We start from the raw sequence: 18,568 nt of genomic DNA on the forward strand, positions 1-18,568 counted from the left end.
CGAACATAAAAAAACCCCTCATCAGAGGGGCAAAGCTGCCGTTTACAACCAGGAAAAAAGTAGCAGAAAACGAAAGCACCGGGAAACGCTCCCGGCAGGGCGATCAAGGCATACTATTTAAATAAAAACGTGCGGCTAAAAAACCTGATAAGCAGAGGCAAAACAGGCATGAACAGAGATAACAGAAAGCAGCCGCTTCCACTTAACCGCGCTGCTTCCTGTCCTATTTTTAACAGATCCTATTCTTTACAGATCCACTGCTGAGCACTCAGCATCGGCGGTTATTTATTGATATTAATAACCTGCGCAGAGGTGTATTCCATCAACCCTTCCTGACCAAACTCGACACCGAAGCCTGACATCTTACAGCCACCGAAAGGCGCATAGGGCAGCAGTTCTGCATGGCCATTGACCCAGGCAGTACCACATTCCAGACGTCCGGCAATCTGCGTCGCTTTTGCAATATCAGACGACCAGACAGACCCACCCAGCCCCACATCGGAGGCATTGGCGCGTTTGATCGCATCTTCCACATCGGTGTAACGGATAATTGGCAATACCGGACCAAACTGTTCTTCATCTACCAGACGACAGCCGTCAGTTACATCAGCAACCAGAGTGGGTGGATAAAAGTACCCGGCACCGTCCATCCGAGAGCCACCACAGATAATTCGGGCACCGTTGGCACGGGCATCTTCCACCAGTTCGCTGACCAGATTCAGCTGATCGCGATTCTGGATCGGGCCAAAGGTGACACCCTCATCCAGACCATTACCCATCACCTGTTTTGCAGCAACGTCCGCCAGCTTTTCACACAGTTCTTCATAGATAGAGTCATGCACATAGAGACGCTTCAACGCGGCACAGGTTTGCCCCATATTGAGGAATGCTGTCTGGAAAATACCCTCTGCAACCACTGCAGGATCAGCATCCGGCAGCACGATACCGGCATCATTTCCACCCAGTTCCAGGGTCAGGCGTTTAAGGTTATCGGCGGCCCCACGCATGATTGTTTGACCCGTTGGGGTAGAACCGGTAAAGACAATTTTGCGAATGCCCGGATGTTTGGTCATACCGCTGCCAATACCACTTTCACCGGTAACAACGTTTACCAGCCCGGGAGGCGCAACTTCATTAATAATCTCCACCAGACGAATGGTATTCAGTGGCGTCAGGCCGGAGGGCTTAGAGACCACTGTATTACCGGAACGGATCGCCGGCATGATATGCCAAACAGCAATCATTAACGGCCAGTTCCACGGCGTGATAGAGCCGACGACGCCAAGGGACTTACGGTGTACCTCAACCCGTTTGGTATCACTGTCTTCGAGAATATCCACCGGCATCTCCAGCTCGGCGGTCGCATGGGTCCAGGCGACGGCTCCGCCCACTTCCATCTGCGCCAGAAACAGCGGTTTACCCTGTTCCTCAACAATAATCTGCGCCAGTTCAACCGCATTGGCTTCAATACGATCAGCGATATCATGGAGTAATTTTTTGCGCTCCGCATCGCTGGAATACTGCCAGCTCTCGTAACATCCCTGTGCCGCACTGACCGCTTCATCCAGCTGTTCAATACTCGCCTGAGGACAGAGAGCAACCACTGTTTCGGTCGCCGGGTTCAGAACGTCAAAAAAACCACCCTGAGGCGCGGTCTTCTGACCATTAATCATCAGTGAATACTCTTTCATACTCATATTCCTTTGTTGGAGAGATACAGGGCTTCTTGCGAGGCCCTGTTTTTTATAGTTATATTATGTTGTCTGTGCAATCAGAACGGCACAATGGCAATGACCTGCGCGTAGGTATTAGTGTTATCGTTACCCTGCGAGCTGTTGGCATTATCCGGAGTGTAGAAACCCAGTACCGGGCTGATAATCAGATGGTCCATAGCCACCCACTCAGCCCAGATATTCAACTCATTACCCGAAACATCAAAATTCTGTGCAGCTGTATCCACACCATTTTTGTCTTCAAAGTCGAAGTAAGCGACACCTACTGACAGCATCTCAGTGGGGTGCGCCGTTACCCCCAGATAGTGAATATCAGCACCGGTACCGAAAGGTCCGGCGTAGTTAGCCGCCACTTCTCCCTGGAACCAGGTGCCGTAGCCACGGCTAAAGCCGAAGAACAACGGATCATAACCATCATCATAACTCGTGAAACGATAGTTAACGCTCGGTGCCCAGGCAACATCGGCAAATGTCCAGCCCGCTTCAGCATACCAGGCGTTGGTATCATTGCCGCTAACACCGTCTTCCTGAGTTACATATTCATAAGAGAGGAACAGGTTTTCAACACCCGCATTACCCTGATAGCGAACGCTCATGGTTTTCTGTCCATCGCGCCCTCCCAACCCCATAAATGCGGCTTCGCCGGCATCCACACCCAGGCCTTTAATGTACATCGCACCAAAGGTGCCTGTTTCAGTCACATACTCCAGGTTAGCACCTGCAAGTTCTACACTGGCTTGTCCGGCGTTATCGGACTCGATCCAGAAAATATCTGAACGCAGCCCGTCATCACCGCCAATACGGGCAACCACGGTCTTATCAAATGCTTTACGGGCTGCCAGCCAGTATGCACCGCCGCGATCGGGTTCAAACGCCGGATCAATCCCTTCAAGACCTTTACCCAGATTCAAAGAGTCACCGTTAAGAATGAAGCCATCGCCAATACTCAGATTTTGCCGCCCGACAGAAAGTTCAAACATACCCGTCCGAAAACCAATGTAGAGGTCTTCAATTTTGGTCTTGTTCTCGTCTCCGGTGGTTAAACCGGCTGCATCACCATCACCCCAGGTGCCTGAAGACACAGCATTCGCGGCGCCAAACAGGGCTGCACCACTGCTCAGATCACGTGAACCGCTGAAACCATACTTAATATAGCCTTCCTGCCAGCCCGGTTCGGATGCGCTATTACCGTAAGTTTCATCACTGCTGAACATACCGAAAGCAGCTTCTACATCCAGATTCACCTCAGTCCCGTCTTGTGAGTAGAGGTTGTAAGCCTGTACCGGCATAGCCATGGCTGCAGTTGCCGCAGCGACTGCAGCAGATAGCAGGTAACCGGACAGGTTATGGCCATTTGATTTCTTCATCGATATTTCCTCCGCGAACACGCGATACTTTTATAATCGTCAGGCAGCGGAGTATCTCCGCTGCCTTGCAGTGACTGCCGATTAATCTGTCAGAATTCGAAGGGGAGAACTCTATACAGGTCAGGACAGACTGAGCACAGGAAACAGAGTAACGTCAGGGTGTAAACCAGATTTCGTGAAAATGTGTAATGTTGTATGAAGATGTAACGAAATATAACAAGAGGAGACTATGGGCTTTCGAGGTGTGAGAAAGCCCGATCTAATAAGGAATAACAGCAACCCGTTATTCAGCGTTACGCATCATCTCGGCCAGATTGAACACCGGGTCTTTCAACATCTCAATCAGCTCATCTGACGCGTTCAGATTAACCAGTGCCTGATCCATACAGCGTAACCACTGGTCCCGTTCGTTACTGCCAATCGCAAACTTTGCGTGCTGACCTGAGAGACAGACCGTGCCATGTTTTTCAAAGTAGAGATCCGGACCGCCCATCCATCCGGATAGAAACATGAACAACTTCTCTGCCACCGCCGAGGTATCTTTAGCATGCATGGCGCGAATCGTACTGGCATCGGCGCGCTGCGCCATCACCTGGTAAAACTCGTTCGCCAGAGACCTGACACCGACCTCACCGCCCAGTAGCTCGTATGGAGTAGACATGAACAATATCCTCTGACTTAACTAAATAACACGATTCTGGCTTTGCATTACATTCGCTCGGTGAATAAACAAAGCAGAGCCACTTGCCAACACACCAAAACCCGCTATTAAAGGTAACACAGTGCCATCAAGCAGCTGCCCGACCAGGGTGCCTGACACAACAGCCAGCAGCGTAGAGACATTGCCAATGACTGCCGATGCGGTGCCTGCAATATGGCCGAACGGTTCCATCGCCATGGCATTTAAGTTACCAAACTGTAAACCCACAAAAAACAATGTTACGCCGAGATAGACCATCAACCCCCAAAGAGGCGGAACGCCCTGCAACATTGATGAAAGAAAATACATCACAAACGACAGGCCCGCCACCGCCAGCGCAGCGATTAAAGCAAGTCGTCGGGTACCAAAGCGCATGACTAAGCGTGAATTCAGATATGAAGCGCCTGCAATGCTGATAGTCAGGCTGGCAAATAATACCGGAAAGGCCGCGCCCATCTGATAGATGCCTTGCAAAACAGGCTGAACGGAGTTGAGAAAACCAATAAATGCGCCAAAGATAAACCCAAGTGCGATAACGTAACAGACCGCAGACCGTTCGTTCACCATCCCCCTCAGGTTTCTCAGGGTCTTTTTTACTGAAAACGGCGTTCTGTCTGCAACAGCTAATGTCTCCGGCTGCCTTAACCAGAACCACAGCCAGGCAACGGTTGCTAACCCCAGCAGGAAAATAAAGATCTGTCGCCAGCCGAACAGCCAGAGTATTCCCTGACCAATCAGCGGGGCGATTACCGGCGAGATGATAAACACGGTCATCACCAGCGACAACACCCGGGCCATCTCATTGCCTTTATACTGATCCCGGATAATCGCCAGGGTGATGGTTCTCGGCCCTGCAGCCCCCAACCCCTGCATAAAACGACCGAGTAGCATCATCTCCAGACTCTGAGACCATAATGCCACCAGGCTACCGAGCACAAATGTCGCGATACCCAGATAGATAGCGGTTTTTCGCCCTTTGGCATCGGCCAGAAATCCATAGATTAATTGTCCAACCGCCATACCCGCATAAACGATAGCTATTACCAGCTGAATATCATTGCTGTCGCTGACATTCAGATCTGCCGCCATCGGATCCAGTGCAGGCAGAACCGCGTCTATTGAGAGCGCCACCATGCACATCAGTAGCGCCATTAAGGCAATAAACTCACCCGACACACGGCTCATCTTTATATCTTTCATTGCGCATACTCAATCGACAAAAAGGGTTTCAAAACAAACCCGCGACTCTGTCCCTTTTATGTTCAAAACCGTATTTAAGAACGGCTTTCCATAATCGCTCGTAAGCCATTTTTCAATTGGCTGGACTGCTCCTCCGACAGTGCTGTGAGCACTTCTGCCTCATGTTGCTTGGCCAGGTCCAGCAATCTGTTTGCCAGAGAGATACCCTCAGGTAACAATTTCAGTGAACCGTCAACCAACTCAACCAGTCCACGGTCCTGCATCCACTCGACAGTCTGCATCAGCGCCACTGCTGGCTGCATCACTAACGGGGCAAGGTCTTCCGTTTTCATTACACCCTGATCACGAAGCATCGCGAGTATGCGCCATTCTTCCGGATTGACGCCCCCTTCCGCCTGTAACTTCGGATAAAGATCTGAACTGAAGCGATTATAGGATTCACGCAACATATACAGCAGATAGTCAGAGATAAACTCACCCGACTCGTCCTTTGCATCATATTTAACGGTAGAAGGATGCTGGCTGGAAACAGAGTAACTGCCGCGGGCAAATACTAATGGCAGATTGCTGTCGTTATAGCGGTAACCCAGCACTTCACCCACCAGAATAAGGTGATCACCACCTTCATACACTGCCCAGGTTTTGCATTCAAACTGCGCCGAGTAGTCGTTCAACAGCGGGCTGTTACCCACACCTTTGTGATAAATAACATCTTTAAACTTATCTTCGCCACGGCTGGCAAAACGGTTAGACAGATCAACCTGATCTCGACTCAGCACATTCACCGCAAAGTGCTGCGAGTTTTCAAAGGCCGCTAAACTATGGGCGCCCTTATCAATACTCCACAAAATCAAAGGTGGCTCAACCGAAACAGAGTTAAAGCTGCTGGCGGTCACCCCTACCGGCCGGCCCTGCTCATCATTCGTTGTGATAACCGTAACACCGGTCGGAAATTGCGAAAGTGCGCGGCGAAAATCACGCACATCCAGGTTTTGTATACTCATATTAACCACCTTTTGTACTTATCTAACTGTGGGTAGTAAAAACGAAACCACAAACAGCTATGCGCCAATTAAAGTCCACCTGATATCAGATCCAGGTGGAAGTACAGATACAAACAGATCAGGTAAGAACACTCAGGAAACGCTCATTAAGCACCCGATCATGATAGAAAATAGCTTTACCCAGATCTTCAGCTTTCCAGGTAACGGGCTGATGATCAGGGTAGTGATAATCACCGCCACAAAACACTTCATTACGATTCCCCGATGGGTCGAAGAAGTAAATTGTCTGACCATGAGTCAAACCGTGACGGGTAGGACCGATATCGATAGAGGTATTGGTCATGGAGATCAGATCCGCAGCACGCAACACCGATTCCCAGGTCTCCAGGAAGAACGATGCGTGGTGGAATTTACCCGGCTCCGGGCAATCAATAAACGCTATATCATGGGCTTTCATGCTGGCCGTCAGGAACGCCGCAACACGATTGCCTTCCGGATCAACCACCTCTTCAGCCAGATCGAATCCCAATACATCCCTGAACAGATCATAGGTTGCTTCAACGTTAGGTCCGTAGAGCAAACAGTGATCAAAACGGGTAGCTTTCATCCCCTTTAGATTCCGGGGCCAGGCTTCAGGATTGGTATTTGATATGCCCCATTTTCCGGTTTGCTCTTTATCAGCATAGAGCTCAAAACTGTGCCCGGTCGGCGCCTGGAACCGGATACGACGGCCACAGCCATCCAGTTCGCCTGCTGCGATATGCTCCACTGCACAACCGTACGCCACCAGATCACGTTCCAGCTGCTCTAAAGTGCTGTTGTTGAGCACTTTAAAGCCCATGAAATCCATCCCCGGCTGGTCGGCTTCACGCAATACCACGGAGAACTTATCCACTTCGGTCCAGCCTTTCAGGTAGGCACGCCCCTGATCATCGCGGCCCATCTCAATCAGTCCCAGCAGATCCCGATAGTGGAGCACGGCTTCTTCAATATCCAAAACCCGGATCTGCACATGACCCGGACGCATCACACCCTTTTTCATTTATTAATCCTCTTATTTTTGTTTTAGTAAGCGGCTTTATAGAACTGTTTTGATCAGATGCTTTAATCAGCTTGATTATTGACGACACTGTTTTTAAAGCGTATTGACCCGCTATCGGTTACCACCGGCCCCGACACCATTAATTTTCAATCGGCACAATCATCACCGGCCGGCTACTCAGCTGCATCACTGACTGGGCCGTTGAGCCGACAAAAAACCGTCCTAATACTGAGTGAGTTCGGGAACGCGTCCCCATAACGATCAGATCTGCGTCCAATTCATCGGCAACCTGAATAATGATTTCTGCAGCGGGCCCCTCCTCAACCCGGGCAACCGGGTAATAAGGCAGAGGCTCGCGCTCTGAAAGTTCCTGCAGACAAAACTCCGAGATACGGTTTTCCATCAGAGCCTGCAGGTTGCCGAAACCTTCAGAACGTATCTCTGCAAGCACTGCAGGATTAAGATACCCCTCCAGCAAGGTTGTCGTAGAAGTACCTACAGGTTCAACTACATTGAGGAAAACCATGTGTGCTTTATGTTTAAAGGCCTCTTTGGCCGCCATATAAAACGCCTTTTTAGAGCCATCACCAAGGTCAGATGCATACAGAATTGTTTTGATATCAGGGATCATGGTTTAACCTTTTTATTGTTCGAACGTAGGTTCCTGTTCGGGAAGCCGCTTTTAGTAGCTCAGGAGCGTCAACTCACCATCCCCGGTAACACAAGAGAGATAGCCGGAACCGTTGCGATTAACAGTAGACGCACAATATCAGCGATCCAGAAAGGGGTAACGCCCTTGAAAATCGTCGACAATTTCACATCCGGCAGCACCGATTTAAGGACAAAGACATTAAGCCCCACCGGCGGTGTTATCAGGCTGATCTCAGTCACCACAACAACCAGAATGCCGAACCAGATAAGATCAAAACCCATCGCCTGTACCAGTGGATAAAAAACCGGTACCGTCAACAGAATCATCGACATACTTTCCAGTACACACCCCAGCAATACATAGATCCCGATAATGGCCACAATCACCCAAAACGGACTCAGCTCCATTCCCAGTACCATATCGCGCAGCGAATCAGGTAATCCAGCCAGATTAATGAAGTTGGAGAACAACACCGCACCGATCACCAGAAAGAACAGCATAGCGGTGGTACGCACCGTGCTGACCAGGGTTTCAACCAGTCGTTTAAAGGTCAGACGGCGGCGAAACAGAGCGATGAGAAATGCGCCCGATGCACCGATACCCGCAGCTTCCGTAGGCGTAAAAACTCCGCTGTAGATGCCGCCCATGACAACAAAAAACAGCAGACAGATCGTCCAGACATTTTTGGTAGCGGTAAGACGCTCAGCCCAGCTGGATCGCTCTCCCGCAGGACCTGCTTCCGGCTTAATGTGTACTGTCACACTCACTGCGGCCATGTAGAAGATAATACCGATCAACCCTGGCAGTAGCCCGGCAATGAACAGCTGACCGATATCCGTTTCAGTGATCATGCCATAGACCACCAGAATCACACTGGGCGGAATCAGAATCCCCAGCGTTCCCCCTGCAGCGATTGAGCCACTGGCGAGGCCATCGGAATATTTATACTTACGCATCGAGGGCATCGCGACCCTGGACATCGTCGCTGCAGTCGCCATAGAGCTACCACAGACCGCTGAAAATGCGCCACAGGAAACGACCGTTGCCAACGCTAAACCACCCTTAAAGTGACCAAGAAATGCATTTGATGCGCGGTATAACTGGGAGGACAAACCCGCCTCAGTAATGAAATTCCCCATCAAAATAAACAGAGGAACCACTGACAAGCTGTACGCTAAACCGGTTTCAAAGGAGACCTGAGAAATCATGTTTAACGCCGCATCCCAGCCCCGCGGATTACCAAACACAACCTGTTGCACATAGGCAAAACCGCAAACACCGACAATACCCATCGCGTACCCCAACGGTACGCGCGCGAAGATAAGAAACAGCAAGGCGGCAAAGCCAATCAGACTTATTTCCATAAGATTACTTCACCTCTTTAACAGCATGATCACCGTGATTATTGCTGAACAATTTTTTGCCCCGTTTAAACAACAGCATCAGCATCAATGCCCAGGTCGACAACGTACAGCAGACGGCCATCAGGAATACCAGACCCGCATAAGGAATCTGCAGCATCGCCGTCGTGTCCTGATATTCGTAGGTGCGAAATGCCAGCTTCCACATCATCCAGGACAGGGTTGCAAACGCGACAAGGTTAACCAGGCAAATAGCGATATCCTGTAATGGCTTCAGAAAAGCCGGGATTGTCGAATCCATTATGTCGACATCAACATGGGATCCTTCTGCCGTCACCATTGGCAACCCCAGAAAGATTAATGAGGCAAGTAACAGCTCCGTCACTTCAAAGCCCCCCGGCAGCGGCGCAGAAAACAGATCCCGCCCGACTACATCCACCAGCGTCACCAACATCATGGTAAACATCGCCAACGCTGCGGTGTAGGCAAGCACCCGTTCAAATAAAAACTCAAACGGGCGGATCCATCCCTGAGCACTGAATAAAGATTTCAAGATGCTCATATTCGGACTCGGTTACTTGTTATAGTTTGAAGTGATCTGACGCAGCTCTGTCAGAGCAGCAGCACCATCGACACCAAGCTTTGCAGCTTCTTCAATCCACTCAGCTTCAAGTGGAGCACTGATCTGCTTTATCTCCTCAATAAAAGCATCATTGGCAACCGTTATCTCATTGCCATTCGCCTTCAACACATCTAAAGCGGCAGTATCTGCAGCATCCCAAACACTTCCCGCCAGGCGTGCAAAGGCTTCGCCAGACACACTCATGATGGCCGCCTGATCTTTTTCAGACAGACTCTTAAAACGATCGCTGTTCATCACCAGGAAGAAACTGGTGTTGTAGAGGCCATCAGGGACAATAGTGGTGTATTTAACAAGATCCTGAAGTTTGAACGCGGTCACCGTTTCCGCAGGGAACAGGATGCCATCGGCAACGCCGTGGGAAAGGATTTCATAGCTTTTAGATGAAGGTTTCATCAGCGGAACAGCACCAAGTGCACTGGCGAGTTCGCTAACAACACCGCCACCCACACGTAACTTTATCCCGTTTAAATCAGCAGCAGATGCTACTGTTTTTTTACTGTTATGAATCAAACCGGGGCCATGAGTAAACACACTCAACAACTGAGTTCCTTTATGCTCATTAGCCTTGGCGAGATATTTCTGATGGATTTTCCAGTAAGCAACTGATAGCGCTTCTGCACTGTTGCCACCAAAAGGGAATTCGACCACTTTAGTCAGCGGAAACCGACCCGGTGTATAACCATGTACGCTATAGGTAATATCGGCTGAGCCATCACGGGCGATGTCATAATGGACCTTTGGATGACCTAGTCCCTTCGCCAGAATATTAATTTTTACGCGGCCCTCCGTGACCTCTTCAACCTGGTTAGCCCAGGGTTTAATCATTTGTGACACAATGGGGTGAGTCGGCGGCAACCAGGAAGAGAGCGTCAGCGTAGTATCCGCATTCGCTATCCCATTACTCACCGTTAATACCATTCCTACAGCAACTGTCTTGAGAAACTTTTTCATTTAAAATCTCCTGATCGCTCTGACTTTTTATATTTATTTTTTTAAGCATTAATGATTAATTAATTGCCTATCTCACTTATCTCATATTGATGACTTACCTGAAAAAGAGACCCTATAGTTTATGTTTCAACTATTTATAGCCAGTCTTTCTTTTTGTATTTCATCGAACTATCACCTGCTTTACAGCAAATTCTGCAGTCACAACTGGCATCAGATATCCAGCACCAGCTTGCTACTTTTCGACCGCGAGCAGCAGAGGATAATCTGATCGTTGTCCTCCCTCTCCTCTTCGTTCAGAAACTTGTCTTTATGGTCGGGGGTACCCTCCAGCACATCGCATAGACATGTGCCGCAGACACCCTGTTCGCAAGAAACATCCACCTTAATACCCGCAGCTTCCAGTGCTTCAACAATGGTCTGATTTTCGCCAACCATAACGGAAATGCCACTCTGCTCAGCAACTACTTCGAAGGCCGTGCCTGAGGTATCAATATCAGCATTGAAATATTCAAAATGGATATTGTGCTTGTCATAACCGATGCCTTCAGCAGTCGCAATCACCCAGTCCATAAAACCTGAAGGACCACAGACATAGATATGAGTATCCGCTGCTGCCGGGGCGAACACCCCCTGAGGATCAAAACGCTGATCGTCGCCGGCATCATCAAAGTGCAGCTTAACGCAATCACCGAACTCAGCGGCAAGTTCATCGAGAAAACCGGCACTGCTGCGGGTACGACAACAGTAATGCAGTTCAAACGCTTTACCGGCCGCACGCAGTGTATAGGCCATGGTCAGCATCGGTGTGATACCAATACCGCCCCCCACCAGAATGGTGCGTTCTGCAGACAGATCCAGAGGAAAGTGGTTCCGCGGTGCGCTGATCTGTATCTCAGCACCGGCATAAAAGTTTTTATGGATAGCAACAGAACCGCCCCGTGACGCGGGGTCATTCAAAATCCCCAGTCGATAGACAGTATTGTTACCCGGGTCATTACTGAGGGAATACTGACGCACAATGTCGGGCGTTACATGCACATCAATGTGTGACCCGGCATCAAAGGCAGGCAGGTTGCTCCCATCTTTTGCCAGCAGTTCAAACACCGCCACAGCATCCGCCTGGTCTTCACGCTTACTAATAACAACATCAATCAGCTGTTCGCTCATAATCTCACCCTTAAAAAAATCATACTGTCGGGCCTGCACTCCAGGCCCGACTCAATGCCCAGGTCTTAATGCCCAGCTCTTAATGCCCCGGTTTTAACGCCTTAGCGCATGAAAATCCCGCCGTTTACATCCCAGGCGGCCCCAGTGACAAAAGACGCTTCAGGACTTGCCAGCTTAGTCACCATATCCGCAACAAACTCTGCATTACCAAGGGCTTTAACCGGAATCATCTCGTTTATTATCTGCTCCAGACGCTCGGGTGGAACCAGCGCACGTACTGATGGCAGATCGATTGGACCCGGTGCCACTGAGTTAACAGTGACGCCTGATTCAGCCAGCTGACGGGCAAAGATTTTCGTCATTGTCAGGATGGCACCTTTGCTGGAGGCATAATGAGCCCCGGAAGCCGTACCGCCATTTTGTCCCGCCAATGAGGCCAGATTAACGATCCGTCCATAACCATTGGAAGCAAAATACTGGCCAAATACCTGACAGCCGAAGAAGGTCCCGCGCATATTCACGCTGACGACCTTGTCAAACTCCTCCGCTGTAATCTCCATCACCGGTGTAGTGGGTGTCATCGCCGCATTGTTCACCAGTGCATCGACCTTGCCGAAACGGACAACCGCGGCATCAAGCGCATCAGAAAAGTCGCTTTTATGCAGCACATCCAGTTTCAACGCCATCACACGTTCCTGAGTTGCATCGATCTCAAGGGCCGTTGCGCTTGCCCCACTCTCGTTGGCATCGGTAATCACCACAGCAAAACCTGCGTCAAACAGACTTTTCGCTATCGCTTTACCCAGTCCCTGAGCGGCACCGGTGACCAGAGCGACCTGATTTTTATGAGTTTCCTGAGTCATCTGAGCCCCCTTAAAGGATGTAACCAATGCTGCTCAGATAGGAATCTGAATTCTGTAACCGGATCACTTTTTCTTCGATCAGAAAATCGTTATCTGTCTTCGCCAGCTTATAAGTGACATCGGCGGGATAGCTTTTCAGATTGCCATGACGGCATTCACTCAGATACATGGCGCAGCGAACAGTGACATACGAGTCGCTATCTTCAAGAATACGGAAACGGGATAAACCCCGAACGGTTTTATCAGTTGTCTGGGTTGATACCGCTTCACCACTCAGCAGGCGATTCACCCGCAAACGCCGCATCTCCGCTTTATCGTAAGCATAATTAAGTGTATTGGCGAAGTCGGTCTCCTTGGGATCGACGGGCACCACGTAGACACCGGATTCACTCCATAGCTCTAACCACTCGCTATACTCCTGAAAATCAAGCATATCGGCTTCGATACTAATAAAGGCAGTTACCTGATTCAGCAAACTTAAATCTGTCATTTTTATATCTCCTCTTAATCGGGCAAATCAGGCAGTCATCATCTTTTTCCACTGCTGGTAAGCAGCGCGCATTCCGGTCTCTGAGCACACCGCACCGGAGACATTACCATCCGGACTGGTGGTCAGATGGTTCTGGCCCCGATTAAGCAGAATCCACTCACCACTACCTGCCTGAGAACCTTTCTGTACCCGCTCCCAAGCTTCCGCATCATCCGGCGTTCCAAAGCCCATCGGTCCCTGGAAATGTTCATGCAACCGCAGACGCATCTGATTAAATGCCGCAGGTGCACCATCGCCCCCAAGTGCCACATGGTGAATCTCAGTCTCATTTACAGAAACCGGCGCCAGTACGCGGAAAAACGCCATTGAGCAGGCAACGTTCGGGAACAGGTTGAGGTTGAAACCGGAGCCGCCAACAGCACGCACCATACGCCGAACCTCCAGATCAGAGTGGCCCTCAGCGGTCAGTTCATCTGCCAACGGCTGAAAACGTTCTGGAATCGGCGCTTCAAGATCATGTTCTAAATCAACCAGCTCCGGAATCATCACCATGACACTGTGACCATTACCCAGATCCTCTACATGACCCTCACCATCGAGGAAGTCAAAAATATCCGCGGTCTGCTCATCAACAGAGGAGACAAAAGATTTATGCACAATCGGGAAGTGATAAGCATCAGTGGTGTTTTCCAGCTGAATTTTCCAGTTACCCGGAAAACGGAAACGATGATCACCGAGTACTTTAAGAGGGAAACCGCCTGACTGTTTAACAAACAGATCGATCCACTTTTTCGCCCCACCGAGGAACTCTTCCAATGGCTGGATATCCTCTTTGAAGGTCGCGAAAATCAGTCCCTGATAGGTTTCAAAGCGCAGACTGATCAGCGGCAGTTCTGATTTATTAAATACGCCTTCATACTCTTCCGGCTTGGGTATTGCCCGCAGTTCACCATCAAGAGAGTATCCCCAACCATGGTAAGGACACATGAAGCTTTTAGTTTTGCCTTTTTTACCTTCACAAACAGTCGCTGCACGGTGACGACAGCGATTCAGCAATACATGAATATTTCGCTTGCGGTCGCGACTGACAATCACTGAATGACGTCCTATCATCGCGGTTTTGTATGAACCCACCTCAGGCACTTCGCTCTCGTGGCCTACCCAAACCCAGGTGTTGTTAAAAATCTTATCCAGCTCTTCTTCAAAGATCTCTGGATTAGAATACAAAGAGGTGTGCACTTTGTCCGGCTTGACCATACTCTCGTAATCAGCCGCTATATTTTTTACATCGATCATATTGCTCATGGGATTCCCCAACTGTTGTTCTTTTATTAACTGCATTATTCAGTGTGTGGGCCGGTTACTCAGGCACTGGCAGATCAGCAGGCTGATCCCAGGGAGTCTTTACCGGCCGGTTAAATAAACTTTCGGTTTGAAAATGACTGATACGCCACTCATCCTGCTCACAGCGAAAGCTGACTGTCAGGCGCGCACTGCTCAGCTGAGACCGGCCACTGCTAAAAGTCGAGGTTTGCAGTAAAACCCAGCTTCCAGAAGCCTCCTCCCCGTGCACATCAATCAACTCACTGGTGAGGAAATGCACATTGGTATCAAAATGCGCAGGCGGCAGCGTATATTTGGTAAACATCGCCCGAATAGCATCAGCGCCCTGATGACTGCCAAAGGTTTTGCCATAGCGGCTGCCACGCCCCTCCCAGATTGCATCGTTGGTGAAGAGCTGCATCAGCTCATTCAGCTCGAAGCCAGCATCAAGCAGATCACAAAGGTACATATAGCGATTCATACAACGACGGATCGCGTGTTCATCCTCAAATCGTTTCAGGCGCTTTGACAACGATGCAACGGTTTCCCGGGTAGCCATCAGTTAATCTCCCGAAACCGGATCAGGACGGCACTACAAGTTCACGGCCGATACGAGCCTCGACCTTGCAGTATTTCCACAGTTTGTAAGTGCCGTCACCCACCGGTGTTGAACGGAAAAAATTACAGGCTTCAATAATAGTTTCGAGGTCAGGCACATCCGCCATGATATACGCGGTCCACGGAGCACTGGTCGATGGACCCACCTGAATCCGGTCATCATCCATGATGCCCAACACGTTGACCCCGGGCAGTTCTGCAATCCCCTTCATCATTGCACTGAATGCCTGCCAGACATCACCCATTTCATTCTGCGGTGCATCCATAAAGTTCTGATTAACGCCGATACAGAAAAGAACCCGGTGCATTGTATTTTCGCTCATATCGCTCTCTCTCTCTTTTGTATGTTCTGGTAATAAAAAGTCTTAGGTTCGGATCACAGATAGCCGGGCAAAGGTTTATGATCAAATAACATCGCCCCTGCATTTTTGTAGGTAATAGCCCCCATAAAGGCATGCTGTGTACACATCATGGAATCACGCGTAATGCGCGACAGAGGATGATCGTTATAGGCTCCGGTCATGCCCGACACCTGATAAGCGATACGGATCGCTTCAGCACATTCATGGGTCAAATTAGTTGATGCTAACCGGATCATGCTAATTTGATCCGGGGAAGGAGCCCCGCCATCCAGAATCGCCTGCCAGGCATCAGCGGTTGCTTCATAGAAGAAGGCACGGGAAGAACGTAACTTGGCTTCCGCTTTTGCTATCTCAATCTGAACATACTCACGCTCACCCAGGTTTGGCGCACCGGTTACAGATTTACGCCCGGCAGCCATACCGACAACCACATCAATGGCTTCACGCGCCAACCCTAATGTCGTCACCGACAACACCTGAGCGGCGAATGCTAATGAAGGATATCGGAAGAATGGATCGTCCAGATTCGATTTCCCACCCCGGGTAAAAGTCCACTCTTCCGGTACAACTACATTATCAACAACCAGATCATGAGAGCCGGTTCCGACCATGCCAACCACATTCCAGGACGGTTCAATGGTCAGTTTCTCTTTGGGCATCACGGCCATACGGGGTAGCGACTCACCATCATCAGGTGCAATACCCACACCACACACAGATGCTCCCATGCAGCCACTACCAAACTGCCAGCGACCCTTCACCAGAAAACCACCTTCGACCCGCTTTGCCGGTTGTGGAGGGAAAATACCACCGGCAAAGACGACGTCCGCAGTTTCAGCCCAGACCTTTTCAATGGTTTCCAGCGGCAAGCAGGCCAGATAAGCCGGATTCATACCAAAGCTGGCAACCCATCCAGCAGAACCATCGGCTGCGGAAATTGCTTCAACCATCTGCAGAAATTCAGCAGGTGACTTTTCATCTCCACCGAAACGCTTAGGCACTAAAGCCCGGTACACACCGATTGATTTGAAGCGTTCAATAATATCCTGAGATATATATTTCTGATCTTCGAACTCCTGGCGACGGCTGCGGATATCGGCCAACAGAGAATCAAATTCCGCAGCGCCCCCCCAGGTCTCTTTATTGATGACGTTGGAAGTCATTGTTCAATACTCCACGCTATTTTTTTTTGAGTAGGGATGTACTCACTCAGAAACCGAGCAAGTTCACATAAAACTTCGTCTTCGCCCTTCCGCCCTACCAATTGAAGTCCGACAGGACGATGGTTCTGAGTCTCAAGAGGCAGGGAGAGAGCCGGATGGCCAGACAGATTAAAAGGACGTACCAGAGCAGAGATGCTCAGATCGATTTTGCCCGCGAGAGCATCTGTCAGGCTCATCGGAAACGAGGGAAGTGTTGGTAAGACGAGCGCACTGACCTGCTGCAGCGCCTCATCTACCTGATGGGTAAACTGTTTACGGACAATTTCAGCGTCTCTCAACTGATCGTCAGTGGTATTCGCCGCGTTGACTAAGCGCTGTGCAACATCCTCACCGACTTTACCGGTTTCAAGCAGATGACCGCAGGCTCGCCAGGTTTCCGCATTAATCACCACCATTCCGGCAGTAAACGCATCTGCGAAAAAGGGTAAGGTGATCCGCTCTATCTCAATACCTGAGCGTTCTAAAAGACGGGTAACGGTTTCAGATATAAGAGAGTCTGCCTGGACATCAACCAGTCCCAGACGGATATTTTTCAGCGCATCGGGCATGGTAAAAGTGGAATCAATGGCCTGCATTCCCGTGATCAGCATATCAGCGGAAGCAGCAAAAACACCCACAGAGTCAAGGGTTGTCTCAGCGGGGAGAACACCCCGGCGACTGACACGGCCAAAGGTTGGCTTCAGGCCGTAAACACCACAGCAGGCTGCGGGAACCCTAATTGAACCACCAGTGTCCGTCCCAATAGCGAAATCAGCCTGACCCGCAGCAACTGCGACAGCCGATCCACTGGAAGAACCACCGGGAATCAGATCCGGATAGTAAAAGTTAACCGGTGTTCCAGCCCAGTGATTTACCCCAGTCATGCCATAGGCCAGTTCATGCAGATTGGTTTTACCCACTAACTGACAACCGGCATTTAAAACAGCGTTAACAACGTCCGCATTCTCTTGCGCTGGCAGAGCACCTTCAAGCGCCTGACATCCGGCGATAGTCGGTAAGCCCTGCACATCAACAGTATCTTTCACTGCCACAAGGTAACCATCGCCACCCTGGGAAATACGCTGAGAGAAAATAGACATATCCAAGTTACTCACATAATTCTTGTTTCAAATCACAATCGATGACCCTGGCGAGTCACGATTATTGATACAGATCAAGAATTATACAATTCACTTGAAGTGTCAACTAATTTTAGTTGAAATTTCACCTATATTTTTATCAAAGAAAACCTTTTATAAAATAAAATAAATATATTAACCCATATAAATCATAAACTTATGATTAAAGCGAACAATAGCCGCTTATAAAAAAATATTCTATGACGGCAAAAAAATATGATGAATTAATTCTAGAAGATGCCGCTATAAACTATTCAGCAGCCAGATTGATGAAATATCGTCGGAGTAACTCGGTAGATTTTTTGATCTGAGGCTCAGTAAAGCCCTGAAAAGCTTTGGCAAAAACCTTTTTCTCTGTGGTTTTTAACACAGATTTAACCTGGGTGTATCCCTCCTCAGTGAGAGAAACAACCGCAACACGACCATCCGTTTCGGAAGCATTGACTTCAACCAGGCCCGCATCCCGCATCCGATAAACAATTTTTGTGATGGTTGGCAGCTTACCTATCGCGTGCTCAGCAATATCAGAAATGCTTAATGGGCCATAGACCCTTAGCATCATAGCAACACGCCAGCGAGCTATATCCATTCCCAAAGGCTTCAGTGTTTTCTCCATCTCCTTAGCATAGATAGCGTTAACACGGGCAACCCAGTAAAAAGGAAACTCATTAATATCAAAAAACTGGCTGGATGGGCTGTATTTTTCCAGTTTTGATGAGTGAAATACCATAGCAATCTCCATACATCTTAC

The 18,568-nt window shown here is 49.4% G+C and carries 19 protein-coding genes; all 19 read right to left on the reverse strand.

Annotated elements, in window-relative coordinates; all coding sequences use genetic code 11:
* Positions 1-281: 281 nt before the first annotated feature.
* Entirely contained in the window at positions 282-1,691 is a 1,410-nt protein-coding gene (locus tag Q0499_RS12945) for an aldehyde dehydrogenase family protein (RefSeq protein WP_299200032.1), read from the reverse strand.
* Between the two features lie 80 nt (positions 1,692-1,771).
* Positions 1,772-3,100: a hypothetical protein gene (locus Q0499_RS12950; protein WP_299200035.1), complete on the reverse strand. Its 1,329-nt coding sequence runs from the start codon at positions 3,098-3,100 to the stop codon at positions 1,772-1,774.
* A 283-nt stretch (positions 3,101-3,383) separates the two neighbouring features.
* Positions 3,384-3,761 (reverse strand): group II truncated hemoglobin, encoded by a 378-nt coding sequence (locus Q0499_RS12955; RefSeq protein WP_299200037.1) that lies wholly within the window; start codon positions 3,759-3,761, stop codon positions 3,384-3,386.
* A 21-nt stretch (positions 3,762-3,782) separates the two neighbouring features.
* The gene (locus Q0499_RS12960; protein ID WP_299200039.1) at positions 3,783-5,000 is read right to left on the reverse strand and encodes a multidrug effflux MFS transporter; all 1,218 of its coding nucleotides are present in this window, start codon (positions 4,998-5,000) and stop codon (positions 3,783-3,785) included.
* A gap of 74 nt (positions 5,001-5,074) precedes the next feature.
* Positions 5,075-6,004, reverse strand: coding sequence for a flavin reductase (locus tag Q0499_RS12965; protein WP_299200041.1), 930 nt, complete (start codon positions 6,002-6,004; stop codon positions 5,075-5,077).
* 118 nt (positions 6,005-6,122) lie between these two features.
* Complete coding sequence (locus Q0499_RS12970) at positions 6,123-7,046, reverse strand: catechol 2,3-dioxygenase (RefSeq protein WP_299200043.1); 924 nt, start codon at positions 7,044-7,046, stop codon at positions 6,123-6,125.
* Between the two features lie 139 nt (positions 7,047-7,185).
* Entirely contained in the window at positions 7,186-7,677 is a 492-nt protein-coding gene (locus tag Q0499_RS12975) for a universal stress protein (protein WP_299200045.1), read from the reverse strand.
* A gap of 68 nt (positions 7,678-7,745) precedes the next feature.
* On the reverse strand, positions 7,746-9,062 hold the full coding sequence (locus Q0499_RS12980) for a TRAP transporter large permease (RefSeq protein WP_299200048.1): 1,317 nt from the start codon (positions 9,060-9,062) through the stop codon (positions 7,746-7,748).
* Between the two features lie 4 nt (positions 9,063-9,066).
* The gene (locus Q0499_RS12985; RefSeq protein WP_299200050.1) at positions 9,067-9,621 is read right to left on the reverse strand and encodes a TRAP transporter small permease; all 555 of its coding nucleotides are present in this window, start codon (positions 9,619-9,621) and stop codon (positions 9,067-9,069) included.
* Between the two features lie 12 nt (positions 9,622-9,633).
* On the reverse strand, positions 9,634-10,653 hold the full coding sequence (locus tag Q0499_RS12990; protein WP_299200052.1) for a TRAP transporter substrate-binding protein: 1,020 nt from the start codon (positions 10,651-10,653) through the stop codon (positions 9,634-9,636).
* Between the two features lie 210 nt (positions 10,654-10,863).
* Complete coding sequence (locus Q0499_RS12995) at positions 10,864-11,820, reverse strand: PDR/VanB family oxidoreductase (RefSeq protein ID WP_299200054.1); 957 nt, start codon at positions 11,818-11,820, stop codon at positions 10,864-10,866.
* Between the two features lie 101 nt (positions 11,821-11,921).
* Entirely contained in the window at positions 11,922-12,683 is a 762-nt protein-coding gene (locus tag Q0499_RS13000) for an SDR family NAD(P)-dependent oxidoreductase (protein ID WP_299200057.1), read from the reverse strand.
* Positions 12,684-12,693: 10 nt separating this feature from the next.
* Complete coding sequence (locus Q0499_RS13005; RefSeq protein WP_299200059.1) at positions 12,694-13,173, reverse strand: aromatic-ring-hydroxylating dioxygenase subunit beta; 480 nt, start codon at positions 13,171-13,173, stop codon at positions 12,694-12,696.
* 27 nt (positions 13,174-13,200) lie between these two features.
* Positions 13,201-14,478, reverse strand: coding sequence for an aromatic ring-hydroxylating dioxygenase subunit alpha (locus Q0499_RS13010; protein WP_299200061.1), 1,278 nt, complete (start codon positions 14,476-14,478; stop codon positions 13,201-13,203).
* Positions 14,479-14,533: 55 nt separating this feature from the next.
* Entirely contained in the window at positions 14,534-15,055 is a 522-nt protein-coding gene (locus Q0499_RS13015) for a nuclear transport factor 2 family protein (protein WP_299200063.1), read from the reverse strand.
* 22 nt (positions 15,056-15,077) lie between these two features.
* On the reverse strand, positions 15,078-15,437 hold the full coding sequence (locus tag Q0499_RS13020; RefSeq protein WP_299200065.1) for an IacB protein: 360 nt from the start codon (positions 15,435-15,437) through the stop codon (positions 15,078-15,080).
* A 53-nt stretch (positions 15,438-15,490) separates the two neighbouring features.
* Entirely contained in the window at positions 15,491-16,639 is a 1,149-nt protein-coding gene (locus Q0499_RS13025) for an acyl-CoA dehydrogenase family protein (protein ID WP_299200067.1), read from the reverse strand.
* On the reverse strand, positions 16,636-17,778 hold the full coding sequence (locus Q0499_RS13030) for an amidase (RefSeq protein ID WP_299200070.1): 1,143 nt from the start codon (positions 17,776-17,778) through the stop codon (positions 16,636-16,638). The genes Q0499_RS13025 and Q0499_RS13030 overlap by 4 nt, the downstream gene beginning before the upstream one ends.
* 289 nt (positions 17,779-18,067) lie before the next feature.
* A complete protein-coding gene (locus Q0499_RS13035) occupies positions 18,068-18,547 on the reverse strand; it encodes a MarR family transcriptional regulator (RefSeq protein WP_299200072.1) in 480 nt (159 codons plus the stop codon).
* Positions 18,548-18,568 lie beyond the last annotated feature (21 nt).

Source organism: uncultured Amphritea sp. (assembly GCF_937127095.1).
Lineage (GTDB): Bacteria > Pseudomonadota > Gammaproteobacteria > Pseudomonadales > Balneatricaceae > Amphritea.